This window comes from Paraburkholderia aromaticivorans, from assembly GCF_002278075.1.
In the GTDB taxonomy this organism is placed as follows: Bacteria; Pseudomonadota; Gammaproteobacteria; order Burkholderiales; family Burkholderiaceae; genus Paraburkholderia; species Paraburkholderia aromaticivorans.
The window spans coordinates 1452990-1476691 of sequence record NZ_CP022990.1 but is presented as its reverse complement, the minus strand read 5'-3'; the positions used below and the strand labels follow the sequence as shown (position 1 = coordinate 1476691).

Annotated in this window: 22 protein-coding genes; 16 read left to right on the top strand and 6 right to left on the bottom strand. The window is 63.5% G+C overall.

Annotation, left to right across the window (positions count from 1 at the left end; genetic code table 11):
* Window positions 1-23 precede the first annotated feature (23 nt).
* The 3 genes from CJU94_RS26290 to ggt all read left to right on the top strand — a co-directional run bounded on the left by CJU94_RS26290 (window position 24) and on the right by ggt (window position 4396).
* The gene (locus CJU94_RS26290; protein WP_095421560.1) at window positions 24-788 is read left to right on the top strand and encodes a phosphocholine cytidylyltransferase family protein; all 765 of its coding nucleotides are present in this window, start codon (window positions 24-26) and stop codon (window positions 786-788) included.
* 234 nt (window positions 789-1022) lie between these two features.
* Window positions 1023-2426 carry an MFS transporter gene (locus tag CJU94_RS26285; protein ID WP_095421559.1) on the top strand — a complete coding sequence of 468 codons (1404 nt, stop codon included), beginning with the start codon at window positions 1023-1025 and terminating at the stop codon, window positions 2424-2426.
* 236 nt (window positions 2427-2662) lie between these two features.
* Entirely contained in the window at window positions 2663-4396 is a 1734-nt protein-coding gene (gene ggt, locus CJU94_RS26280; RefSeq protein ID WP_095421558.1) for a gamma-glutamyltransferase, read from the top strand.
* Between the two features lie 122 nt (window positions 4397-4518).
* On the opposite strand, the gene CJU94_RS26275 is transcribed toward ggt, so the two are convergent.
* Window positions 4519-5562: a S1C family serine protease gene (locus CJU94_RS26275; RefSeq protein ID WP_095421557.1), complete on the bottom strand. Its 1044-nt coding sequence runs from the start codon at window positions 5560-5562 to the stop codon at window positions 4519-4521.
* Between the two features lie 227 nt (window positions 5563-5789).
* On the opposite strand from CJU94_RS26275, the gene CJU94_RS26270 reads away from it, so the two are divergent.
* Window positions 5790-6188: a VOC family protein gene (locus CJU94_RS26270; RefSeq protein WP_095422802.1), complete on the top strand. Its 399-nt coding sequence runs from the start codon at window positions 5790-5792 to the stop codon at window positions 6186-6188.
* Between the two features lie 162 nt (window positions 6189-6350).
* Complete coding sequence (gene ppk2 / locus CJU94_RS26265) at window positions 6351-7277, top strand: polyphosphate kinase 2 (protein WP_095421556.1); 927 nt, start codon at window positions 6351-6353, stop codon at window positions 7275-7277.
* A gap of 95 nt (window positions 7278-7372) precedes the next feature.
* Here the strand turns inward: ppk2 and CJU94_RS26260 are convergent, their stop codons facing one another.
* Window positions 7373-8959: an inorganic phosphate transporter gene (locus CJU94_RS26260; protein ID WP_095421555.1), complete on the bottom strand. Its 1587-nt coding sequence runs from the start codon at window positions 8957-8959 to the stop codon at window positions 7373-7375.
* Between the two features lie 183 nt (window positions 8960-9142).
* Window positions 9143-9736: a short chain dehydrogenase gene (locus CJU94_RS26255; protein WP_095421554.1), complete on the bottom strand. Its 594-nt coding sequence runs from the start codon at window positions 9734-9736 to the stop codon at window positions 9143-9145.
* 212 nt (window positions 9737-9948) lie between these two features.
* Between CJU94_RS26255 and CJU94_RS26250 the strand changes: the two genes are divergently transcribed.
* The 3 genes from CJU94_RS26250 to CJU94_RS26240 all read left to right on the top strand — a co-directional run bounded on the left by CJU94_RS26250 (window position 9949) and on the right by CJU94_RS26240 (window position 12538).
* Window positions 9949-10830, top strand: coding sequence for a CHAD domain-containing protein (locus tag CJU94_RS26250; protein ID WP_095421553.1), 882 nt, complete (start codon window positions 9949-9951; stop codon window positions 10828-10830).
* Window positions 10831-10963: 133 nt separating this feature from the next.
* Entirely contained in the window at window positions 10964-11545 is a 582-nt protein-coding gene (locus CJU94_RS26245) for a PDC sensor domain-containing protein (protein ID WP_157763811.1), read from the top strand.
* Window positions 11546-11635: 90 nt separating this feature from the next.
* Window positions 11636-12538: a diguanylate cyclase gene (locus CJU94_RS26240; protein ID WP_095421551.1), complete on the top strand. Its 903-nt coding sequence runs from the start codon at window positions 11636-11638 to the stop codon at window positions 12536-12538.
* A gap of 38 nt (window positions 12539-12576) precedes the next feature.
* Here the strand turns inward: CJU94_RS26240 and CJU94_RS26235 are convergent, their stop codons facing one another.
* Entirely contained in the window at window positions 12577-13623 is a 1047-nt protein-coding gene (locus CJU94_RS26235) for a VTT domain-containing protein (protein WP_095421550.1), read from the bottom strand.
* A gap of 290 nt (window positions 13624-13913) precedes the next feature.
* Between CJU94_RS26235 and CJU94_RS26230 the strand changes: the two genes are divergently transcribed.
* Window positions 13914-14819 (top strand): DMT family transporter, encoded by a 906-nt coding sequence (locus tag CJU94_RS26230; RefSeq protein ID WP_095421549.1) that lies wholly within the window; start codon window positions 13914-13916, stop codon window positions 14817-14819.
* Window positions 14820-14857: 38 nt separating this feature from the next.
* On the opposite strand, the gene folE is transcribed toward CJU94_RS26230, so the two are convergent.
* Together folE and CJU94_RS26220 are read right to left on the bottom strand one after the other, a co-directional pair.
* Window positions 14858-15496: a GTP cyclohydrolase I FolE gene (gene folE / locus CJU94_RS26225; RefSeq protein ID WP_095421548.1), complete on the bottom strand. Its 639-nt coding sequence runs from the start codon at window positions 15494-15496 to the stop codon at window positions 14858-14860.
* Window positions 15497-15650: 154 nt separating this feature from the next.
* Window positions 15651-16580 (bottom strand): LysR family transcriptional regulator, encoded by a 930-nt coding sequence (locus tag CJU94_RS26220; RefSeq protein ID WP_095421547.1) that lies wholly within the window; start codon window positions 16578-16580, stop codon window positions 15651-15653.
* 386 nt (window positions 16581-16966) lie between these two features.
* Here CJU94_RS26220 and CJU94_RS26215 point away from each other — a divergent pair, with 386 nt between their 5' ends.
* The 7 genes from CJU94_RS26215 (at window position 16967) to CJU94_RS26185 (ending at window position 23675) form a co-directional block, all read left to right on the top strand.
* Window positions 16967-17674, top strand: coding sequence for a 3-oxoacid CoA-transferase subunit A (locus CJU94_RS26215; protein ID WP_095421546.1), 708 nt, complete (start codon window positions 16967-16969; stop codon window positions 17672-17674).
* Between the two features lie 13 nt (window positions 17675-17687).
* Window positions 17688-18347, top strand: a complete 660-nt coding sequence (locus CJU94_RS26210; RefSeq protein WP_095421545.1) for a 3-oxoacid CoA-transferase subunit B — start codon at window positions 17688-17690, stop codon at window positions 18345-18347.
* 57 nt (window positions 18348-18404) lie between these two features.
* Window positions 18405-19784, top strand: coding sequence for a 3-carboxy-cis,cis-muconate cycloisomerase (locus CJU94_RS26205; RefSeq protein WP_095421544.1), 1380 nt, complete (start codon window positions 18405-18407; stop codon window positions 19782-19784).
* 5 nt (window positions 19785-19789) lie between these two features.
* On the top strand, window positions 19790-20581 hold the full coding sequence (pcaD, locus tag CJU94_RS26200; RefSeq protein ID WP_095421543.1) for a 3-oxoadipate enol-lactonase: 792 nt from the start codon (window positions 19790-19792) through the stop codon (window positions 20579-20581).
* Window positions 20578-20973: a 4-carboxymuconolactone decarboxylase gene (gene pcaC / locus CJU94_RS26195; RefSeq protein ID WP_095421542.1), complete on the top strand. Its 396-nt coding sequence runs from the start codon at window positions 20578-20580 to the stop codon at window positions 20971-20973. The genes pcaD and pcaC overlap by 4 nt, the downstream gene beginning before the upstream one ends.
* A gap of 578 nt (window positions 20974-21551) precedes the next feature.
* Window positions 21552-22304: an ABC transporter permease gene (locus CJU94_RS26190; RefSeq protein WP_244221091.1), complete on the top strand. Its 753-nt coding sequence runs from the start codon at window positions 21552-21554 to the stop codon at window positions 22302-22304.
* 18 nt (window positions 22305-22322) lie between these two features.
* Window positions 22323-23675, top strand: a complete 1353-nt coding sequence (locus CJU94_RS26185) for an ABC transporter ATP-binding protein (RefSeq protein ID WP_244221080.1) — start codon at window positions 22323-22325, stop codon at window positions 23673-23675.
* Window positions 23676-23702: the final 27 nt, after the last annotated feature.

Here is a 23702-nt window from a genome sequence, read left to right as displayed (position 1 = left end):
GCATTTTTTTAAAAGGACCGCGCATGCGTGCCATCATCCTCGCAGCGGGCCTCGGCCTGCGTCTCCAGCAACCGCCGCAAGCTCAGTTCCCGAAGTGTCTGCTGCAATTGGACGGCGTGAGCCTGCTCGAACGGCATCTGCAGATGCTCGAAAACGCGGGCGTGACCGACGTCGTATTGGCGCTCGGCTTTCAGCCGGAGTCGGTGCAGGCGGAACTGGAGCGCATCAATTGGCCGTATAAGGTGGAAACCGTGCTGAACACGCGTTACGACCTGGGCAGCGTGCTGACGGTGCATACGGTGGCCGAGGCGCTCACGCGCGGCGGCGACGTGCTGTTGATGGACGCCGACGTGCTGTACGACGAGCGCATTCTGAACGCGCTGGTGGCGGGCGAGACGGTCAACCGTCTGTTGATCGACCGTGATTTCGAAGCCGGCGACGAGCCGGTCAAGCTGTGTCTGAAAGACGACGTGCCGGTCGAACTGCGCAAGCAGCTCGCCGTCAATCTCGAGTACGACACGATTGGCGAATCGGTCGGGTTCTTCCGCTTCCGTCAGGAAACCGCGCAACGCTTCGCAGAGATCGTGGCCGGCTATGTGGATAGCGGCCGCGCCAACATGCCGCACGAAGAAGCGGTGCGCGATCTGCTGCTGGAGAGAAGCCAGGTGTTCGATACCGCCGACGTGACCGGCGCGCCCTGGATCGAAATCGACTTCCCGAACGACGTGGCTCGGGCTAGCAGCGAGATCCTGCCGCAGTTGCAGCCGCTGGTTAGCGCATCGCGCTAGGGCTTGCAGCGCATTGTCGCTGACACTGGCGTGTCACAGGTTGGGCCGGCTCGATGCCGGCCCAATTTTTTTCCGCGTATCGCTCGCCCTGTTCGCATCGCGCGCGGTCTCGTTGCGCGCTCAACCATCGCGTACGGGTGGATACAAAAAGGCCTCGTGCAACAACATCTGTTGCCGATGCGATGCCATAATCGTCGCTTTACGCCGACGGCCTCGCAAGCCGTCGTCCTGCCAATGCCTCTTGCTTTAGGCACTTTCATTGTTCCGCTGATCGTCGCGTGTGCGATGTTCATGGAAAACGTGGACGGCACGGTCATCGTGACGTCGCTGCCGGTTCTGGCGCGCGATCTCGGTCAGGATCCCATCACGCTCAAGCTGGCCGTGACGGCGTATGTCATCGGTCTCGGCGTCTTCATTCCTATCTGCGGCTGGGTGGCCGACCGCTTCGGGTCGCGCACGGTGTTTCGCACCGCCATTGGCATTTTCATGGCCGGCTCGCTGATGTGCGCGGCCTCCACGTCGCTCGGCACCTTCGTGGTTGCGCGCTTCGTGCAAGGTCTTGGCGGCGCGATGATGGTACCGGTGGGCCGCATCATCATTTTCCGTTCGGTGCCGAAATCCGACTTCATTCGCGCGGTCAACTATCTGACCGTGCCGGCTTTGCTCGGACCCGTGGTCGGGCCGCCACTGGGCGGTTTCATCACCACCTATCTGCATTGGCGTCTGATCTTCTTCATCAACATTCCAATCGGTCTGCTGGGTATCTGGCTGGCGAACAAACATATCGCCAACGTGCGCGAGGCGCATCCGGGCCGGCTCGACTGGACCGGCTTCGCTTTGTCCGCGAGTGGCGCTTCACTGTTCATGCTGGGGCTTTCGCTGGTGGGCGGCGAGTTGGTGTCGAACACGGTGTCGGTCGGCATGTGCGTGGTCGGCGTGGTGCTGCTGCTGACCTATGTGCTGTATGCGAGCCGTGTTGAATTGCCCGTGCTCGATCTGCGGCTGTTGCGCATTCCGAGTTTTCACGCGAGCGTGGTGGGCGGCTCGCTGTTTCGCATCGGTCTGGGAGCCGTGCCGTTTCTGTTGCCGCTCGCCTTGCAGGAAGGCCTCGGCATGACTGCGTTCAAGTCGGGGTCGATCACGTGCGCGTCCGCGTTCGGCTCGATCTTCATGAAGGCGGCCGCCTCGCGCATTCTCGAGCGTTTTGGTTTTCGCACCGTGCTGATGTTCAATGCGGGCTGCGCGGGTCTTGCCATTGCCGTGTACGGTCTGTTCTTCCCCGGCACGCCGCACTGGCTGATCTGGTGTGTCGTGCTGTTCGGCGGCTTCTTTCCGTCGCTGCAATTCACGTCGCTGAATACGCTTGCGTATGCGGACATTCCGAGTCGCGACGTAGGCCGTGCGACGAGTGTTGCAAGCGTGATCCAGCAGATTTCATTGGGCCTCGGTGTGACGATCGCGGGTATCGTGCTGCAAATTTCGCATAATCTGCAGGGTCACTCCACCATCGTATTCTCCGATTTCTGGCCGGCGTTTCTCGTGGTCGGTCTGTTCTCGTTCATGTCGATCCCCATCACCGCGCGCCTGCCACACGGCGCCGGCGATGAGATTGCGCGCGGCAGCCGCGGGCGCGCATAAGCGGCGTGAGCTTGCGTGAGCCGAGCGCATGTTGCGCGTTCGCGCGCGGCATATGTTTTGCTGGATACGCCTGTCCTGGGCGTTTCGAGCATGAATTTCCTTGCCACCGAACCGGCTGTTTTTTGTGCCGCAGCATCGACCCTACGATAAGTAGCGGCTTCGCAAGCGGGCGGTTCACATGCTATAAGCCCAACGCAGCGTTATTATCAGACGATAGTCGTCCTGGGGGATTGGCAATGAGGTTGTTCCGCAACGTAAAGTCGTCGGTCAGCGGGTTCGCGCTGGTCGCACTCGTCTCCGCTTCAACCGGTTTTCTCGAGGCCACGCCCGCGCTCGCGAAGCCGCCCGCGAAAGCTCAGCCCGCTGTACTCACCGCTTCGGCGATCGCCGTGGCCGACAAGTTCAGCGCCGACGCTGCCGAGCAGATTTTCAAGGAGGGCGGCAACGCCGTCGACGCAGCCGTGGCGATTGCCTTCACGCTTGCCGTGACCTATCCGGAAGCGGGCAACATCGGCGGGGGCGGCTTCATGACGCTCTACGTCGACGGTAAACCGTACTTTCTCGACTATCGCGAGCGTGCGCCGCTCGCCGCGACCAAGAACATGTATCTCGACGACAAGGGCGAGGTCATCAAAGGCATGAGCCTGTTCGGCTACCGCGCCGTGGGCGTGCCGGGCACCGTCGACGGCATGTGGCAGGCGCAGCGCCGCTTCGGCAAGCTCACGTGGAAGCAGGTGCTCGCACCGGCCATCCACTACGCGCGCGACGGTTTCGAGGTCAGCCAGCAACTGCAGGAACGCCGCGACGCCGCCGCGAAAGACTTCGCCGGCAAGACCAACTTCGATACCTACTTCGGCAATCTGAAGCAGGGCGTCAATTTCAAGCAGCCGGATCTCGCCGCCGTGTTGCAGCGCATTTCCGATCAAGGCGCCAAAGATTTCTATCAGGGCAAGACGGCGGATCTGATCGCGGCGTCCATGCGCGGCCACGGTCTGATTACCAAGGCCGATCTGCAACAGTACAAAGCGGTATGGCGTACGCCGATCCAGGCCGAGTGGAACGGCTATCGCGTCTACACGGCGCCGCCTCCGAGCTCCGGTGGCATCGGTCTCGTGCAGTTGCTGAAGATGAAGGCTGACATTGCGCCCGACTTCAAGGACGTCACGCTGAATTCCGCGCAATACGTGCATCTGATCGCGGAGATCGAAAAGCGCGCGTTCGCCGACCGCGCGCAGTACCTCGGCGATCCTGACTTCTACAAGGTGCCGGTTGCTCAACTGACCGACGACGCGTATATCGCGAAGCGCGCCGCCGAAGTGAATCCGACTACACCGTCGGACACGAAGAGCGTCCAGGCCGGGCTCGGCACGTCGATGCCGGAGAAAGCGGAAACCACGCACTTCTCGGTGATCGACAAGTGGGGCAACGCCGTGTCGAATACGTACACCATCAACGGCTATTTCGGTTCGGGCGTGGTGGCGGACCGCACCGGCATCGTGCTGAACGACGAGATGGACGACTTTTCCGCGAAGCCGGGCGTCGCGAACATGTTCGGCGTGGTGGGCAGCGACGCGAACTCGATCGAACCTAAGAAGCGGCCGCTCTCCTCGATGAGCCCGACCATTCTGACGAAGGACGGCAAGGTCTCGCTCGTGATCGGCACGCCGGGCGGCTCGCGCATCTTCACTTCGATCTTCCAGGTGATCAACAACGTGTACGACTACAACATGCCGCTGCAGGAGGCTGTTGCCGCGATGCGCTTCCATCATCAATTGTTGCCGCCCAACACGATCTTCTGGGAGCCGTACAAGCCGATCGAGGGCGAACTCGCCAAACAGATCGAGGCGAAGGGCTATAAGCTGGAAGGACAGGATTTCAGCGGCGATATCCAGGCGATCAAGGTGAACGGCGATACGCCGGAAGCCGCCGCCGATCCGCGCGGCCGTGGTGTGACGCGCGTGATCCAGTAAGCGCCGGTCACAGCAAATCGGGTGGCGCATCTTCAAAGACGCGCCGCTGCTAAAAGAAAGCCTCGCGATCAGCCAGTCGCGAGGCTTTTTTGTGCTCCGGCAGCCGGCCCACGGCCGTTACATCAGCCAGCCTGCTCGACCGGCGTGAGCGTCAATTCGAGCCGCTGTGCGCCGCGCAATACCGTCACGTTGACCGGTTTGTCGATACGCGATGCGTCGAGCGTGCGCTGCAGGCTATCCACGTCCTGCACGGGCTGCGTATCGATCGCGATGATCGTATCGTCGGTGCGCAAGGCGCCGAGCGCGGCCGGGCTGCCTTTGACGATCTCCATGACGCGCACGCCGCTTTCCGAACTCAAGCCGAAATAGCGCTGCACACGGCGCGACAGCGGTGTGGTGGTGCCGGCCACGCCGATATAGGCCCGCCGTACGCGACCGTGCGCGAAGATCTGCATGATGACCCACTTGGCGGTATCGATCGCCGTGGCAAAGCAGATTGCCTGCGCGCCGGGAATGATCGCGGTATTCACGCCGATCACCTGGCCCGCCGAATTGATCAGCGGGCCGCCCGAATTGCCCGGATTGAGCGCTGCGTCGGTCTGGATCACGTCATAGATCATGCGGCCGGAGTTCGAACGCAGTGAGCGGCCGAGCGCCGAGACCACGCCTGTCGTCACGGTTTGTGCGAGACCGAGCGGATTGCCGACCGCAATCGCGATCTGCCCGACGCGCAGCTTCGACGACTCGCCGAGTTCGACATGCGGCAACGGCTCGGGAGAGCCGATCCGCAGGACGGCCAGATCGCTGCCGGGATCGTCGCCGACCAGATCGGCGGCGAATTTCGCGCCGTCGGCGAGCGTCACTTCAATCTGGGTGGCGCCGTGCACGACGTGGCTATTGGTCAGCAGGTAACCGTCGGGCGTGAAGAGAAAGCCCGAACCGGTGCCGCCGCGCATCTCGCGTCCGCGGGCGGACGGCGCCCCCGGCAGCCGGCGTTCGACGGAAATGAAGGCGACGGCCTGCTGAACGCGTTCCAGCGCGCCGATCACGGTGCGGGAATAGGCGTCGAGCAGGGCGTCGTCGGATAAAGGATTGAGTGTTTCGGGCCCGGGGGCGTCGGATGCGGCGCGCGACAGGTCATCGATGAAGCGTGGGCGGCTTCCCATGGCGATGCTCCGGATGAACGGAAATGCAGATGCGGGGCGCCGCGAAGGTTTTCAAGTGCCGCATGGGCGGGTTGCGGCGGCGCGGCTTGTGAGACACTTTCTGAGTAAGCCAGCAAGCAGTCCGGCTGACCCGGTCCGGCCATGCCGGCATGAGCGCCGCATTCAACGGCGTGGCATGCACCGTGCTGGACACGCCGGAAGCCCGTCATGTCAAGGAGGCAGCCGCCATGAACTCACCCGCCACGTCAGCCGCTTCGAACGGGCCTGCCGAACCGCGCATCGAATCCATCAGCGCCATCACGCTCGCCACCTGCGACATGCCGCGCGCCGTGCTGTTTTATGAGGCGCTCGGCTTTCCCATGAAGTTCGGCGGACCGCAGCAGGCGTTTACATCGTTCGCCTTCGGCGGCTCGTATCTGAACCTGATCGTGGATACGCGCGCCCCGGTCGCCTGGTGGGGCCGCGTGATCATTTACGTATCCGATGTCGACGCGCTCTACCGCAAAGCGCTGGCGGCGGGACTGAAGCCGTCGCTCGAGCCCGCCGATGCGCCGTGGGGCGAGCGCTATTTCCACATTACGGATCCGGACGGCCACGAGATCAGCTTCGCAAAACCGCTGCGCTAGCGCCCCGCGGCCGCCGGGTGGCCGCATAAACTCGCTATCATGGGCGTCGAAAGGCGCGAACCGAACCGGTAACACGGCTGACACCTGCTGCTTCGATAATCGAGCGCGCCCGCGCCGCGCTTCCCGCCGCGCCTAACCGTTTCCGTTGCCAGGAGAGCCGCAATGAAAGAGCAGGATCCGAGACCCGAAGCCGAATTGATGGCAGAGCGGCAGCGCCGTTTCGAAGAGGACCTGATCGACGCGTACGACGAAGAACTCGAGATGGAGGTCGATGACCGCATCATCGACGGCGCCGAGGGCTTCACGCCGGAGCATCGCGAGGCGCGCAAGATGTACTTCCGCGAGCTGTTCCGGCTGCAGGGCGAACTTGTCAAGCTGCAGGACTGGATCGTGCAGACCGGCCACCGCCTCGTGGTCATTTTCGAGGGACGCGATGCCGCCGGCAAGGGCGGCGCGATCAAACGCATCACCCAACGGCTCAATCCGCGCGTCTGCCGGGTGGCGGCGCTGCCCGCGCCGAACAACCGCGAACGCACGCAATGGTATTTCCAGCGATACGTCTCGCATTTGCCGGCCGGCGGTGAAATGGTGCTATTCGATCGCAGCTGGTACAACCGCGCGGGCGTCGAACGCGTGATGAATTTTTGCAGCGACGAAGAGTACGAAGAGTTCTTCCGTTCGGTGCCGGAATTCGAAAAGATGTTGGCGCGAAGCGGCGTGCAGATTCTCAAGTACTGGTTTTCGATTACCGACGAAGAACAGGAAATCCGCTTTCAGAACCGCATTCGCGATCCGCTGAAGCAGTGGAAGCTGAGTCCCATGGACCTCGAAAGCCGCCGCCGCTGGGAAGCCTACACGCAGGCGAAGGAAGTGATGCTGCAACGCTCGCATATTCCCGAAGCGCCGTGGTGGGTCGTGCAGGCGGTCGACAAGAAGCGCGCGCGCCTGAACTGCATTCATCACTTGTTAAGCCAGGTGCCGTATCACGAGATCGAGCACTCGCGGGTCGAATTGCCCGCGCGCGTTTACCACGACGAATACAGCCGCCAGCCGGTGCCGTCGTCGATGATCGTGCCGGAAGTGTATTGACCGGCCGGCTCACGGTTCCGTAGAAAAAAAGCGCGGCCACGAGCCGCGCTTTTTTTTACGCGGCGACCGGTTCAGGAACCGGCCGCCGCGCGGACTTAGAACAGCGCGCGAAACACCCAGTACAAGCCGGCCGCGAGCGCGATGGAAGCCGGCAAGGTCAGCACCCACGCAAGGACCAGGCTGCGCACGGTCGCCCATTGCAGGCCGGAGCCGTTGGCCGCCATCGTGCCCGCCACGCCGGAGGACAGCACGTGCGTCGTGGAGACCGGCAGACCGTACATGTCGGCCGCGCCGATCGTCAGCATCGCCACCAGTTCAGCGGATGCACCCTGTCCGTACGTCAAATGCTGCTTGCCGATCTTTTCGCCGACCGTCACGACAATGCGCTTCCATCCCACCATGGTGCCGAGACCGAGCGCAATCGCCACCGCGACCTTGACCCACGTCGGAATGAACTTGGTCGCATGATCGGTTTGCGCCTTGAAGTTGGCGATCGCTTTGGCGTCGTCGGGCGAGAAAGCCGGTTGCTGGGCTTTCTCCATCAGGCGGATCGCTTCGGAAGCCACGTACATGTTGTTGCGCACGTTATCCACGAGCCCTTGCGGCACGGCGGCCATCGATCCCGACGCGCTCACCTGGCCGGCAATGATATCGGTGAGTTGCTGCAAAGCCGGCAACGTGGCCGGCGTCAGCTGGCGAGTGCGGACATAGGTCTCGACGTCGGCGCGCGGATTGGCGGAGGGCGCGGCGCCCTGGGTGTATCGGGCGAGCGTCGCCGAGGTTTGATGCGCGACGGCGAGGAAGGTTTGCGTTTCCGCCGGCGTCACCGCCTTGTTCAGCGCGTAGGCCGTGGGCACCGTGCCGATCAGGATCAGCATGATGAGTCCCATGCCTTTCTGGCCGTCATTCGAGCCGTGCGCGAACGAGACGCCCGTGCAGGTCAGGATCAGCAGGCTGCGAATCCAGAAAGGCGGCGGCTCCTTGCCCTTCGGTTCGGCATACAGCGCGGGGATGCGCACCACCGCTTTCAGGATCAGCAGCAGCAAGCCCGCGGCGAGAAAGCCCACGAGCGGCGAGAACAGCAACGACTTGCCGACGCCGAGCGCCTGATTCCAGTCCACGCCGCTCGTGCCGTTGGTGCCGTGCATCAGCTGATTCATCAGGCCCACGCCGATGATCGAGCCGATCAGCGTGTGTGAGCTCGACGACGGCAGTCCGAAATACCAGGTGCCGAGATTCCAGATGATCGCGGCGATCAGCAACGCGAAGACCATCGCGAATCCGGCGCTGCTGCCCACCTGCAAGATCAGTTCGACGGGCAGCAACTGCAGGATGCCGAAGGCGACGGCGCCGCTCGACGTGAGCACGCCGAGAAAATTCCAGCCGCCGGACCACACCACGGCGAGGTTCGGCGCGAGCGAATGCGTGTAGATGACAGTCGCGACCGCGTTCGCCGTATCGTGAAAGCCGTTGACGAATTCGAAACCGAGCGCAATCAGCAGTGCGACACCGAGCAGGAGATAAGGCAGAGCCGAGCTTTCGCGAATGGGCTGTAAATCATCCAGCAAGTGCACAGCGCAGTACACGGCGCCGATCAGAATCACGGCGAGAAAGATGACGAGGCCGATATTGCGACCTTTTCCGCTAGCAGTGCCTGATTGTGGATACGAAAGTTCCGGCATGACGGGAGCCCCAAAGTTTGTCGCGGAACTTCCGATCCTGCGGGGGCCGTGTGTCGTAATGATGACGGCGACGTGACGCCAAAGGTGCGCCGCCACTGACGGCGCACCGTTTCGGGACACGGTTTGAAGGATTGTCCGATTCGGATGCCCGGATGTCCGAATAGGGCTTTAAAACGTGCGCGGCTACGAAGCCGAAATCACTTCGCCGCTTGCGCTGCCGCCCAGGCTGCGCTTGTAGGCTTGCGCGACCAAGGCCGCCGGCACGCCTTGCGCGGGATCGCGACCCATCGATTCGAGCGTTTCGGCGACCCAGCCCGGGCTGACCACGTTCACGCGCGCTTTGCCGCGCAATTCGAGTGCCGCCGAGCGCGCGAACGCTTCCACGCCGGCGTTCACGATGCTGACGGCCGCGCTGCCTTCCATTGGCTGCTGCGCGAGTACGCCGCTCGTCAGCGTGAAGCATGCGCCTTGCGACACGTGAGCCGCGCCGCAGCGCACCAGGTTGACCTGGCCCATCAATTTGTTGGCAAGACTGAACGAAAAATCTTCGTCGGAGAGCGAGGCGAGCGGGGCGAACTTCGCTGCGCCGGCGGTGCAGATCACCGCGTCCAGCGTGCCGGCCTGCTGGTACATCGACTCGATGCTGGGTTTGTTCGACAGGTCCACGTGCAGATCGGAACCCTTGCGGCTCGCGGTGACGATCTCGTGCTCGGCGGCGAGCAGCTTGACCACTTCGCCACCGAGCAGACCCGTTGCACCCACAATGAGTATTCGCATAAAACCTCCTGACAAGTCGCCTCGTTGCCGATTGCGTCGATGTGAGGCGCGCGGCCTGGCAGCCGCGCGACATCGTCGCGTGGGTTAAAGCCTGTGTTAAAGATAGTCGCTGCGCGGCGTGCCGGCCATGAATCCCAACGCGTTCGTGGAGCGAGTACCCGCTGGGTCCTTTTTTTGCTAGCCTGTCACCACGATGTAGCCAAGGATTTTCGATGAAGCCCGAGAGCCGCAAAGCCGATAAACGACCGGCGGACAACGATCCTTCCGCCGGCGCGCCTTCTGCGCAGGCAGCCTTCACCTCGTACGCCGCGCCTCTCGTCGATGAGGCGATCGAACACGCCAATGCTGTGCGCGAAGACACATCGCCGGAAGCGCTGCACAAACTGCGCGTCGCGCTGCGGCGTTTGCGCTCCCTGTGGTGGGCCTTCGATCCGTTGCTCGAACAGGGTCTGAGCACGCAGCAACGCGCGCTGTACAAATATCTGGCTACGGCGGCCGGCAAAACACGCGACTGGGACATTCTGATCGAATTGCTCGCGGGCGACGGCCACGGCGCGCGCCGTGTCGTCGACGAGATGGCGCCCAAACTCCAGGACGCTCGCGGCGGCGCGCTGGCGACGAGCCGCGAAACGCTCTCGAATGCCGACGTCAAACATCTGCTGCGCGAAGCGTTGTCCGGCGCGTCCAAAGAACTGAATACCGCGCGTGAGCGCATCCCGCTGCGCAAATTCGCGGCTCAACGGGTGGCGGTTTCGGAGCGTTCCTTGAAAAAGCGGATGAAACGCGCGCGTCGTGCGAAGCCCTCGAACTACGCCGCCTTCCACGATGTCAGGAAAGCCGGCAAGAAGCTGCGCTACCTGCTGGAGTTTTTCGGGCCCGTGCTGAGCGGCGGCCGCAAACGCACCGTCAAACGCCTGAAGCAGATCCAGAAACGATTCGGTGCGCTGAACGACGTCGTGGCGAGCGAGTTGTTGTTGCATGACAATCTGGCCTTGCTGACCGGCGCCGGCGATACCGATGCGGCGCTTCAGTGGCTCAAGAAGGAGCGCAAACGGCGGATGCGTGCAGCGGCTCAATTGCTGCGCAAACTGTGACGCGGCGCGCAAGGTTGAGCGCATGCGCGAACGATGGGGCGCAGTCGGCGTCCGGATAAGAACATTGGCTGCGCATCCGCATAAGGCATAAGCGGCAGGCATGCGCATCATTTGCGAAGGAGGCGATGCGCACGTGGCACATCAAACGCTTTCGCTGCGTCGGCGCTTGCGCAAGAAATTCCGCATGTTGGGCGCCGCCGTTTCGCGATACGTGGGTAACCAGCCGTTCTTCGTGGGGTTGGCCGGCACACTGGTGGCCGCATCAATGGCGGGCTTGACGCTGCTCACGCTCAGCAGCGGCCGGACCGATGCGCTCGATCACGCGCGCGAGACGTCCAGAAAGCTCGTCGCGATCATCTACATGAATCTCGAGCGCAACGTCGAAATCCACGATCTGTCATTGAATGCCAGGGCGGACGGGGCGCGCAACGAGGCTTCCCGGAAGTTGCCCGCCGACGTGCAGCGCGCGGTGCTGTTCGACCGGACGACAACCGCAGCCTATCTGGGCGGCGCCTATGTGATAGGTGGGGACGGACGGATCGTCGCCTCGCAGAACGGCGAGGTGAATGCCACGGTCCGGCTCGCGGACCGCGACTATTTCCTCGTGCACCAGCGCAGCCCTGCCGTGGGCCTGTATTTCTCGCATCCGTTTCATTCGCGGTTGCGCGACGGCAGACTCTCCATCGGTCTGACGCGGCGCATCGACGACGCGTAGGGCGCCTTTGCCGGCGTTGCGCTGCTAGCCATTCGCATCGAATATTTTCAGCAACTGCTGGGCCGGATCGACACCGGCCGGCGGGGATCGGTGTTCATCGTCATGGACGACGGCACTCTGGTTGCGCGCAAGCCGTTTTCCCCGCGCGATATCGGTTCGAGCATCGCGAAGTCGCCGACGTTCCAGGTCATGGCCGCGCATGACGCGGGCACGTACGAGGCGAATTCGGCCGTGGACGGCGTGCGGCGCATCTTCACCTACGCGCGCGTGCCGGGCACGCCGCTGATCGCGACCGTCGCTCCCGCCGTGGACGACGTGCTGGCGCCATGGCGGCGCCGCAGCCGGATTACCGGCGTGCTGACGCTCACCTTCGGTGCGGTATTCGTGATGGTTTCGTGGCTGTTGTCGCTGGCGTTGCGTGACAAGCTGCGCGCCCAGGCGGCGCTGGTTCGTCTCGCCGCGACCGACCCGCTCACGGGTCTGAGTAATCGCTGCGTGCTCGATACCCGGCTCGACGAAGAGTGGCGGCGCGCGCGGCGCAGTGGGCGGCCGCTGTCGGTGCTGTTCATCGACGTCGATCACTTCAAGCGATTTAACGACGTCGACGGCCATGCGAGCGGCGACGAGGCCTTGATCACCGTGGCCGAATGCATATCGGCGGCGGTGCGCCGCTGGGTCGACGTGGTGGCGCGGTACGGCGGCGAGGAGTTCGCCGTGATCCTTGCCGCGGACGCCGGCCGAGGGCGCGCTCAACGTGGCGGAAACGATTCGCCGCAACGTGCAGGAGCAGGATGTCATCCACCGCGACGGCGAAGCGGTCAGCGTCCGGTGAGCGTGGGGTGCGCGACCTGCGTGCCGGCCGGGGGCGCCAGCGCGCTCGATCTGCTGGCCGCGGCCGACCGGCAACTGTATGCCGCCAAAGCGGCCGGCCGCAATCGCATCAGTTCGCCCGCGCGGGCAGAGCGGCCCATCGCGCAGGATTCGCCATCGTAGGGGCGGGCGGCCTGGATGGGACCCGCCGACGGCGCGGCTCAGGTGCTCTGGCTGCTGCGCGGGGCGAAGCCGCGCAGCGTGATTGCCCCGCGCGCCTCGCTGCGCGGTTGCGGCGCGCGCGTGTCGGAGATCAACTCCTCGATTGGCGGAAGCGGTTCGACCGGAAAGCCGCGCCGCTGCCAGGCGTCGAGCCCGCCGCGCAGCGCGCGAATCCTCGTGTAACCCTTGTGCCGCATGTGTCGCGTGATATCGACCGCGGTCGCGCTGTCCGGGCAGATGCAATAGATCACCGTGTCGTGCGCGCGCAGGGCGCCGTCGATCTGCTCCGGCGAGTGGGGATCCAGCGCGAGCGCGCCCGGAATGCGACGCGGCGCTTCGAGCGACAAGGCTTGTGGTCGGGCGTCGAGCACCTTGGGTGGCGCAATGCGGCGCCCGGCACCGTCGACGGCCAGCGGGTCGGCCCGCGAGGCGGCCTCTTCGAAGCGGCGGCGCTCGCGGCGTCGTTGCTGCAACCGGAAGGCGAGATAAATCAGCGCGGCGGCCAGCAGAACGTCGATGACGGTGCCGCCGCGGGCTTTGACGAACTCGAGCAGCATATGCAGCTGCCGTTCCGCGGCGGCGCCGCCGAGCAGCCAGAAGCTGGCCCACGCGAGGACGCCGGCGAAGTCCCAGGCCGCGTAGATGCGGGCATCCACAGCGGTCGTGCCCATCAGCGGCGGGGTGACGAGCGCGAGTCCGGGAACGAACTTCGAGATCGACACGAGCGGCACGCCGAAGCGCTCGAACAGCGAGCGCGCTTTGTTCACCTTCGGATAGACGGCGGGCGAGAGGCGGCCCAGTGCGGCGATCAGCTTGCGGCCATACAGCCGGCCGGCCGTGAACCATGTGCCGTCACCCATCAGCGCCGCAAGCACGGCGGCGCCGAGGATCGGCCAGAAGGACAGGGTGCCGGCGGCGATCGCTGAGCCCGCGAAGAGCAGCACGGGCACCGCGGGAATCGGCACGCCGAGCCGCGTCATCAGGACGTTGAGGAACACGACCGCGCCGCCCCAGGTGGATACCGCCGAAGACGGAAATTCAACCAATTGAGGAACTCCTGTTTCTTGCGGTTGAGCCGACGCGTTGCGGGCTTTGCTATCCGGATGCAAAGTCTGTACCCGAGGGCGCCGGTGGTTGGCGGGGGGCGTCGACCGCCGTTACCGCCCGTTCAGGATACCCGATGGATTTGGTGCCGGGCGAGCCTTCGGCGGCGGCGTCTCGATCTCGCCGAGCCGCGCCGAGTCGCTGACTTGCTTTTGCGCTGCAATTTCGTTCAAGACCGTCGGCCGCCATCCCACTAATCTGCGTGCTCGTTCCAACAGGTGAGGACAGCACCATGAATTCGCGATATGCCGGATACCTTTTCTGCGCGCTGGCCATGATCGGGGTCGGCAGCACGGTGGTGGTCAGCAAACCGATCGCGGCCGGACTGCCGCCTTTTAGCGCCACCGCGCTGCGCTTCGCGATTGCCTTTCCCCTGTTCGTGCTGGCGATGCGCTGGCGCGGCGTGCGCTGGCCGCGTCTGGACCGGCGCGATACGTTGCTCGTGATCGCCCAGGCGGGAGCGGGCAGCGTCGGCTATACGGTGTTGCTGATCAGCGGGATGAAACTCGCCTCGGCGGCCGATGCCGGCGTGATTGCCGGCACCTTGCCCGCCGTGTCGGCCGGCGTCGCCGTGCTCGCGCTCGGCGAGCGCCCCGCGCCCGCGTTGCTCGGCGCGATCGTGCTCGCCACGGCGGGCGTGCTGGTGTGCACCGTGCGTCCCGACGAGTTCACCGCGCCGCATACGGACAGCTCGCTGGCGGGCAACGCGCTCGTGTTTCTCGCGATTGTCTGCGAGGCGCTGTTCATCCTGCTCAACCGCAAGCTGCGCACGGCGGTTGCACCGCTGCCGCTGTCGGCGTCGATGTGCGGCATCGGCTTCGCGGTCGCGCTCGTGCCGGCCTGTTTCGAAACACCGTGGATGTTGCCGCTCGATGCCGGTGCACTCGGCGGCGTGCTGTATTACGCGCTGGTGCCGACCGTGGCGGGCTTCGTGCTCTGGTATGCGGGGGCCGCGCGGATCAGTGGCGCGGAAGCGGGGCTGATGACCGCGCTCGTGCCGGTGAGCGCGGTGGCGATGGCCGCGACCGTGTTGCACGAACCGGTCAGCGCTGCGCAACTGGCCGGTGTCGCGTGTGTGCTGGGCGCGGTGTTGCTGGCTACCTTCGGACAGATGTGCAGGCGAACCCGCGTGGCATGAGGCGCCGATGTCGCGCCTGCGTTGCGCCTACTTTGCGCCTACGTATTGGCGACCGCCACCACGCCCGGATTGCCGACGATCGACAGAAACTCGCGGCGCGTCGACGGGTCCGTGCGGAACGTGCCGAGCATGCGCGAGGTGACCATCGTCACGCCGGCCTTGTGCACGCCGCGCGTCGACATGCATTGGTGGGCGGCTTCGAGAATCACGCCGACGCCTGCCGGTTGCAGCACTTCGTTCAAGGTGTCGGCGATCTGCACCGTCATCTTTTCCTGGATCTGCAGGCGTTTGGCGAATGCATCGACGAGGCGCGCCAGCTTGGAGATGCCGACCACGCGATGCTGCGGCAGATACGCCACGTGCGCGCGCCCGATGATCGGCACCATGTGATGTTCGCAATAGCTTTCAAAGCGGATGTCTTTCAGCACGATCATCTCGTCGTAGCCGTCCACCTCGGAGAAGGTGCGGGCAAGGATCTCGCGCGGGTCGACCTGGTAGCCCGCGTAAAACTCCTCGTACGACCGCACCACGCGCGCCGGCGTATCGATCAGGCCTTCACGCGCCGGATCGTCGCCGGCCCAACGCAGCAGCACGCGAACGGCTGCTTCGGCTTCTTCGCGGCTCGGGCGCTCCGTGGCCGCTATGGGTTGTTTCTTCTTTGCCTTGCTACTGGTCATCCGTTGCTCCTGCGGGATCGCGCGTCGACGCTGTACGGAGCGCGCGGGTTCAATGAGTGCGGCCATTGTTCCATGTTTTTCGTCATGCGGTGCCGATGTCCCTTCTCGTTTCATGCAACCGGGTTGCCATCAGGGCGGCCTGATCGGGCGGCGCTCATTTCGGCCATTCGTCCATTGCGTCGTTGAACAGTTCGGCGACCACGCCGCGCAGCCAGCTTGCGCGCGGATCGTTGTGAAACTTGCGGTGCCAGTGCTGCCGCAGATCGAAGTGCGGCAGCGGCAGCGGCGGCTCGACCAGCGTGATCGACGCGTGCTCCGACACGTACGCGAAGCCGATTGCGTGCGGCACCGTCGCGAGCAGATCGGTGCGCGCGAGGATGAACGGCAGGCTCATGAAGTGAGGCGTTTCGAGCACCGCGCGGCGCTTGATGCGCTTCTTCTCCAGGTAGTGCTCGAGAACCTCCTGGCTGCGTCCTTCGGCCCGCACGACGGCGTGACCCGCCGCCACGTATTGCGCCAGCGTGAGCGGCGCTTTCGAAAGCGGATGGCCCGTGCGCATCAGGCAGATGAATCGATGGGTGAAGAGCCGTTGCTGAAAGAAGTTGTTGCCCGACAGATCGGGGAAGTAGCCGACGGCGAGGTCGATGTCGCCCGATTCGAGCCCGCGTTCCACCTGCGACGGCGAGAGCGTCACGGAGCGCAGATTCGCGAACGGCGCGCGTTCGGCGAAGAGTTGCAGCAGCCGCGGCAGAAACACGATCTCGCCGACGTCGGAGAGCGCGATCGAGAAAGTGCGGGTGCTGGTGGCCGGGTCGAACTCCTGCACGTCGAGCATGCCTTTCTCGATGCGCAACAGCGCGTCGCGCGCGGCAGGCAGGATGGCGAGCGCGCGCGGCGTGGGCTCCATGCCTTTGGACGTGCGCACGAACAGCGGATCGTCGAAGTATTCGCGCAGTTTTCCTAACGCGGTGCTCACGCGCGGCTGGCTCACGCCGAGCTGCTCGGCCGCGCGGCTGACATTGCGCGCGTCCTCCATGGCGACCAGGTAGGGGATCAGGTTCAGATCCAGGTTCGTTTCAGACATGCTTGCATGACCTGTGAGGCGGGCCGGGGTATTCGACAAGAGGATAGAGGTTAGCCCAGTCATCGTAACTCGGGATAGTGCGGCTTGGGCTCCGTGAACCCGCAAAGTGCACAACAAAACCCGCACGATGCGCGGCAAAACCTATGATTAAGGGGAATTCCCTGCCTTGACAACCTGACCGAAGGACAACCATAATCGCCTGAACGTTCGCTAAACGAATCCATGTTCATATAACGAACAAATTCGAAGCGAGCTAACCGACGGCGCCAGCCCGCATCCGCACTCGGCGAGCCACCGCCCGCATTGGCCCGGAGACCGTTCCGTCCTCGCCCTGCCGCGCAAGGCAGCAAGCCGGCGGCACGCAGCGCCCCAAAAGGAAATTCGACATGATCAACAAGATTTTCGAGTCACTTCAGTCGGCCGTCGCCGATGTCCACGACGGCGCGACCGTCATGATCGGCGGGTTCGGCACGGCCGGCATGCCGTCGGAACTGATCGACGCGCTCATCGAACAGGGCGCGCGCGATCTGACCATCGTCAACAACAATGCCGGTAACGGCGACATCGGTCTCGCGGCGCTGCTCAAGGCCAAGCGGGTGCGCAAGATCATCTGCTCGTTCCCGCGCCAAAGCGATTCGTATGTGTTCGACGCGTTGTACCGCGCCGGAGAGATCGAACTGGAACTGGTGCCGCAGGGCAATCTCGCGGAGCGCATTCGTGCGGCGGGCGCGGGTATCGGCGGCTTTTTCACGCCGACCGGCTACGGCACCAAGCTCGCCGAAGGCAAGGAAACGCGTCTGATCGACGGCCGGCACTATGTGCTGGAGTCGCCGCTGCACGCGGATTTCGCCTTGGTCAAGGCATACAAGGGCGATCGCTGGGGTAATCTCACTTATCGCAAGACGGCTCGCAATTTCGGGCCGATCATGGCCAGCGCGGCGAAAACCGCGATCGTGCAGGTGTCGGAAGTGGTGCCGCTCGGCGGACTCGATCCCGAAGTGATCGTCACGCCCGGCATTTTCGTGCAGCGCGTGATCGAAGTGCCGCAAGCGGCGCACGCCCCGACGCCCAATCCCCACGACGCTGCCGCCTGACTCGGAGACCGACATGAAAAAACTGACCCGCGATGAAATGGCCAAGCGCGTTGCGCTGGATATCCCTGAAGGCGCTTATGTGAACCTCGGCATCGGCGTGCCGACGCTGGTGGCCAACCACCTTGCCGCCGACAAGGAAATTTTCCTGCACAGCGAAAACGGTTTGCTCGGCATGGGCCCGGCACCCGCCAAAGGCGAGGAAGACGACGAACTGATCAACGCCGGCAAGCAGCATGTCACGCTGCTCACGGGCGGCGCCTATTTCCACCACGCGGATTCGTTCGCGATGATGCGCGGCGGCCATCTGGATTTTTGCGTGCTCGGCGCCTTCCAGGTGTCGGCCAAGGGCGATCTGGCGAACTGGCACACCGGCGCGCCCGACGCGATTCCCGCCGTGGGCGGCGCGATGGATCTGGCGATCGGCGCCAAGCAGGTCTATGTCATGATGGAGCACCTGACCAAGCAGGGCGAAAGCAAGATCGCCGCCGAATGTAGCTACCCGGTAACGGGCGTGGGTTGCGTCGACCGCATCTATACGGACCTTGCGATGATCGATGTCACGGATCAGGGCCTCGTGGTGCGCGAGATTTTCTCGGATATCGACTTCGACGCATTGCACAAGCTGACCGGCGTGCCGCTGATCGACGGTACGCAAGGGGCGCGCGCGGCCTGAAGCGCGGCGGCGCTTTCACTTTCGTAACTTTCGTTATCTTCGGCTATCCACGTCAACATGCTCGACTCCAGCGCCCGTCTCACCGTGCTTCTTTGCGGCACGCAGCCGATGAACGACATCTGGGCGCCGCGCGCCACGCTGCAATGCATGCTCGACGTGGAAGCGGCGCTCGCGCGCGCGTCAGCCACGCATCACGTGATTCCACGGGCGGCGGTGGCCGCGATCGAGGCCGCCTGCCAGGCCGATCACCTCGATGCCGACGCACTCGCGTGCGACGCCGCGCTCGGCGGCAATCTCGCGATTCCGCTCGTCAAGCAGCTCACCGCGCGCGTCAAGGCGGCCGACGCCGAAGCGTCGAAATACGTGCACTGGGGCGCCACGAGTCAGGACATCATCGACACGGCGACGGTGCTGCAATTGCGCGACACCTTCGATCTGCTCGACAGCAGCCTGCAAGCCACCTGCGACGCCGTGGCGAAACTCGCCGCCACGCATCGCGCCACGCCGATGATCGGCCGCACCTGGTTGCAGCAGGCGCTGCCCATTACGCTCGGCCTGAAATTCGCGCAATGGCTCGACGCGTTGCTGCGTCATCGCGAGCGGCTCGATGCGCTGCGCGCCCGCGTGCTGGTGTTGCAGTTCGGCGGCGCGGCGGGCACGCTGGCGAGCCTGCGCGATGCCGCGCCGCTAGTCACACAATCGCTCGCCCAAGAACTCGGCCTCGCCGTGCCGACCCTGCCGTGGCATACGCAGCGTGATCGCATTGCTGAAACGGCGTCGCTATTCGGCATGTTGATCGGCACGCTCGGCAAGATCGCGCGCGACATCTCGCTGCAGATGCAAACCGAAATCGACGAACTCGCCGAACCGGCCGCGGCCGGCAAGGGCGGTTCGTCGACCATGCCGCACAAGCGCAATCCGGTCGGCTGCGCGGCGGTGCTGACGGCGGCCACGCGTGCGCCGGGTCTCGTCGCCACGGTGTTCGCCGGCATGGTGCAGGAGCACGAGCGCGCGCTCGGCGGCTGGCAAGCCGAGTGGGATGCGCTGCCCGACCTGGCGCGCCTCGCGGGCGGCGCGCTCGCCAACATCGAGCAGATTGCCGCGGGCCTGAACGTGAACGTGCCGCGTCTTGCCGCCAACCTCGACATCACGCATGGCCTGATTCTCGGTGAAGCGGTCATGCTCGCGCTCGGCGACAGCATCGGAAGGCTCGATGCGCATCATCTGGTAGAACGCGCGTCGAAAGCCGCGATCCGCGACGGCCGCACGCTCTTCGACGTGCTTGCCGCAGACCCGGCTGTCACCGAACATCTTCCGCTCGAGCGACTGAAGCAACTGCTCGATCCGGCTCAATACGTCGGCCAGGCGCACGCTTATGTGGACGCCGCGCTGGCACTTCACACCACGCGCTCGCAGCGCGACCATTCCAGGGAGTAACCGGCATGCCTTACGCCGCAGTCAATGGCACCGAGCTTCATTATCGAATCGACGGCGACCGTCACGGCCACGCGCCGTGGATCGTCCTGTCGAATTCCCTCGGCGCCGATCTGTCCATGTGGGCGCCGCAAGTCGCGGCGCTGTCGAAACACTTTCGCGTGCTGCGCTACGACACGCGCGGCCATGGCCATTCGGAAGCGCCGAAAGGCCCCTACACGATCGAGCAACTGACCGGCGACGTGCTCGGCCTGATGGATACGCTGAAGATCGCCCGCGCGCATTTCTGCGGCCTGTCGATGGGCGGCCTGACCGGCGTTGCGCTCGCCGCGCGCCACGCGGATCGTATCGAGCGCGTGGTGCTGTGCAATACGGCCGCGCGCATCGGTTCGCCGGAAGTGTGGGTGCCGCGCGCCGCGAAGGCGCGCACCGAAGGCATGGTCGCGTTGGCCGATGCCGTTTTGCCGCGCTGGTTTACGGCGGACTATATCGAGCGCGAGCCGGTGGTGCTGGCCATGATTCGCGACGTGTTCACGCACACCGACAAGGAAGGCTACGCATCGAATTGCGACGCCATCGACGCCGCCGACCTGCGCCCCGAGGCGCCCGGCATCAAGGTGCCGGCGCTGGTGATCAGCGGTACGCACGATCTGGCCGCCACGCCGGCGCAAGGCCGCGAACTGGCGCAGGCGATTGCGGGCGCGCGTTACGTGGAGCTGGACGCCTCGCACATTTCCAACATCGAGAAAGCCGAGGCTTTCACGAAGACCGTGATCGATTTCCTGACGGAGCAGAAATGAACGACGAAGACCGTTACGAAGCCGGGCTCGGTGTGCGCCGGGCGGTGCTGGGCAATGCGCACGTCGACCGGTCGCTCGCGAACCGTACCGAACTGACGGATGAGTTTCAGAATTTCATCACGCGTTATGCATGGGGCGAAATCTGGACGCGCGATGGGTTGCCGCGTCACACGCGCAGCCTGCTGACCATCGCGATGATGGTCGCGCTCAACCGCAGCGAAGAGCTCGCACTGCATCTGAGGGCTGCGAAGAACAACGGTGTGACGCGGGAGCAGATCAAAGAGGTGCTGCTGCAAACCGCGATCTATTGCGGTGTGCCGGCGGCCAACTCGGCGTTTCATCTGGCCGACAAGCTGTTTCGTGAAGACGACGCGGCGGCCGCGCAGAAGTAATCTCGCGATAGCGATAGTGTCAGGCGGCGTGCGAATGCGCGCTGCCTTGCACATCGATCATGCTGAGTACTCATCCAGCCTGCAACGGGTTGTGATGCGGATACCGGGTATCCGATGGCGTTGGCTAAGAACTTGCCGCGCTGTGTGACCTCAGCGTGGGTCTCGCAAATTCCCATTTCTTGCCGAATTTTCCTGCATTCAAGTTGGCTTTTCTCGCCAAAATTCCGCGTGTTCCTACTTCAATATCAGTGATTTCGCAGAATCAGGTCTGTGAATTTGACTGTAATATTATTCGCAGTTAATTCGCGTTATTCATCTTCTGTATAGCCGATATTTAAATCTGTCTGATTCAGGCGAGGCGGGTGTTTGAAAAACGCTCGCTGCATGGGTTTTAGGGTGCTTCAAGAAGGCGTTCAAGTTCTAACGATTTGACGTCGCCGTGGATCTAAACCAGCCACCGCTGTGCGAGGCGATCTGTCCATATGAGCTTCACCTATCAACATGACGGCCGCGAGGAATCCCATCCCCGTGCTCGTTTCAGCACGCTCTTTTTACTTCCCTGGCGGCAGCGCCAGCTTATCGCCGCGCTAACCAGGCGTGAAATACTGAGCCGGTATCGCGGCTCGGTAATGGGACTTACGTGGTCCATCGTTCAGCCGTTGCTCATGCTCGCAATGTATACGGTCGTCTTTGGCACGCTGCTGAAATCGCGCTGGCCGGGAACCGACAATAGTTTTCAGTTCGCCGTGATTCTGTTCGTCGGGCTCATTCTTTTCAATTTCTTTGCCGAATGTCTGAATAGGGCGCCGGCCATTATCACGGCCAACGCCAACTACGTAACGAAGGTCGTGTTTCCGCTCGAGATCCTGCCATGGATCGCGGTGGCGTCGGCGGCGTTTCACTTCCTGACGAGTTTTGCCGTCTGGATCGTGTTTGCATTGTGCGTATACGGAAAGCTTCAGTGGACGATCGTGTTTTTGCCGGCGCTCTTTATCCCGCTCGCTTTCGTCGCGCTCGGCGTGGGTTGGCTGTTCGCCGCCACGGGCGTGTATGTGCGTGACCTGACCTATGTCACGGCGCTGCTTTCGTCCATGCTGATGTTCCTTTCGCCCGTCTTTTATGCGCTCAATACTTTGCCGCCCACTTTCAGGGCGCTTGTGCTGGTCAATCCGTTGACGTTCATCATCGAGCAGGCACGGGCGGTCATGATCCATGGCGATTTGCCGGATTTCGTCGGGATCGTGATCTACCTGCTGTGCAGCATTGCTTTCGCGTGGCTTTGTCTTGCCTGGTTCCAGAAGACCCGCGAAGGTTTCGCGGACGTTCTGTAAATGCCCGCGCTCACGGAAATGAACACAATCGACAGGCCTGAAACGACGATTCAGGTGAGCAACGCTTCGAAGCGCTTCGACATTTATGAAACGCCGCTCGACCGTCTCAAGCATATTGTCTTTCCCCGGCGCACCAGGTACTCGAGGGAATTCTGGGCGCTGCGTGACGTATCGCTGTCGGTCAGCCGTGGCGAGACAGTGGGGATCATCGGACGCAACGGCTCCGGTAAATCTACTCTTTTGCAAATCATTTGCGGAACACTGCGCCCCACTGCGGGCGATATCGCGATCAATGGTCGCGTGGCTGCTCTGCTCGAACTGGGAGCGGGCTTCAACCTGGAGTTTTCTGGCCGGGAAAATGTCTACCTGAATGCAGCCATGCTGGGCATGACGGCCGGGCAGATCGAACAGAAATTCGCCGGCATCGAGAAATTCGCGGAAATCGGCGACTTCATCGATCAGCCGGTCAAAACTTACTCGAGCGGCATGTATGTGCGCCTCGCGTTCGCGGTGGCCATTCACGTCGACCCTGCCGTATTGATCATCGACGAAGCCCTTGCTGTGGGCGACGCACGTTTTCAGGCCAAATGCTTCAACAAGATCAAGGAACTCAAGGAATCTGGCGTCACGATTCTTTTCGTCTCGCATGACGTGGGCTCGGTGCGCACTTTGTGCGAACGAGCCGTCTGGCTCGATGGCGGACGGGTTCGGATGGAGGGCAACGCATTCGCCGTTACCGCGCAGTACACGCAGTTCATGTCCGAGGGACCCGGCGAAGGCGAGACCCTCGGCCTGTCCCGCCAGACGCCGGACAGCGCGCCCGCACGCAATGAACAAGCGAAGGAAAGCAACCAGATCGTGGAAAGCGCGAGGCCGGTCGCCACAACCCTCGGCGTCGAGCCGATCAATCATTGGGGCACGCATGTTGGATCGATCGTGTCGGCTCAAGTCCTGGACTCGTCCTACCGGCACCAGAACGTATTCGCGGCGTTCGAGCCGATGGTTGTGCGCTTCGCGATCCGACTCCCGGAAGGCATCTGCCGCCGTGCGTTGAGCGTGGCGTTCTCCATCAAAGATACCAAAGGAACGGATCTGATCGTCCGAACCACACACGACGAAAAAGACATCGACTTTGATTTCGACGGCAGCGAATTCGAGATCGAGTTTCGCCTGAGAAACCAGCTCAACACAGGCCGGTATCTCCTCGTGGCGGCGCTGGAAGACCGCTCCGGAGCAGTGCCGCAGTACTACGAATATATCGAGGGCGCCTGCTATTTCTCTTCGTATGTGGAAAGCGATAGATACGGGCTGTTCCTGACCGACGTCACAGAAAGATTACGCGTGGAAGCCATGCCTGCCGACAGGCAATGACGGTACGAAAAAAGAAAACAGGGTAAC

Bases quoted from the DNA above. Each gene is read 5' to 3' on its own strand.
- CJU94_RS26290 (WP_095421560.1), top strand. From the start codon at position 24: ATGCGTGCCATCATCCTCGCAGCGGGCCTCGGCCTGCGTCTCCAGCAA.
- CJU94_RS26285 (WP_095421559.1), top strand. From the start codon at position 1,023: ATGCCTCTTGCTTTAGGCACTTTCATTGTTCCGCTGATCGTCGCGTGT.
- ggt (WP_095421558.1), top strand. From the start codon at position 2,663: ATGAGGTTGTTCCGCAACGTAAAGTCGTCGGTCAGCGGGTTCGCGCTG.
- CJU94_RS26275 (WP_095421557.1), bottom strand. From the start codon at position 5,562: ATGGGAAGCCGCCCACGCTTCATCGATGACCTGTCGCGCGCCGCATCC.
- CJU94_RS26270 (WP_095422802.1), top strand. From the start codon at position 5,790: ATGAACTCACCCGCCACGTCAGCCGCTTCGAACGGGCCTGCCGAACCG.
- ppk2 (WP_095421556.1), top strand. From the start codon at position 6,351: ATGAAAGAGCAGGATCCGAGACCCGAAGCCGAATTGATGGCAGAGCGG.
- CJU94_RS26260 (WP_095421555.1), bottom strand. From the start codon at position 8,959: ATGCCGGAACTTTCGTATCCACAATCAGGCACTGCTAGCGGAAAAGGT.
- CJU94_RS26255 (WP_095421554.1), bottom strand. From the start codon at position 9,736: ATGCGAATACTCATTGTGGGTGCAACGGGTCTGCTCGGTGGCGAAGTG.
- CJU94_RS26250 (WP_095421553.1), top strand. From the start codon at position 9,949: ATGAAGCCCGAGAGCCGCAAAGCCGATAAACGACCGGCGGACAACGAT.
- CJU94_RS26230 (WP_095421549.1), top strand. From the start codon at position 13,914: ATGAATTCGCGATATGCCGGATACCTTTTCTGCGCGCTGGCCATGATC.
- folE (WP_095421548.1), bottom strand. From the start codon at position 15,496: ATGACCAGTAGCAAGGCAAAGAAGAAACAACCCATAGCGGCCACGGAG.
- CJU94_RS26220 (WP_095421547.1), bottom strand. From the start codon at position 16,580: ATGTCTGAAACGAACCTGGATCTGAACCTGATCCCCTACCTGGTCGCC.
- CJU94_RS26215 (WP_095421546.1), top strand. From the start codon at position 16,967: ATGATCAACAAGATTTTCGAGTCACTTCAGTCGGCCGTCGCCGATGTC.
- CJU94_RS26210 (WP_095421545.1), top strand. From the start codon at position 17,688: ATGAAAAAACTGACCCGCGATGAAATGGCCAAGCGCGTTGCGCTGGAT.
- CJU94_RS26205 (WP_095421544.1), top strand. From the start codon at position 18,405: ATGCTCGACTCCAGCGCCCGTCTCACCGTGCTTCTTTGCGGCACGCAG.
- pcaD (WP_095421543.1), top strand. From the start codon at position 19,790: ATGCCTTACGCCGCAGTCAATGGCACCGAGCTTCATTATCGAATCGAC.
- pcaC (WP_095421542.1), top strand. From the start codon at position 20,578: ATGAACGACGAAGACCGTTACGAAGCCGGGCTCGGTGTGCGCCGGGCG.
- CJU94_RS26185 (WP_244221080.1), top strand. From the start codon at position 22,323: ATGAACACAATCGACAGGCCTGAAACGACGATTCAGGTGAGCAACGCT.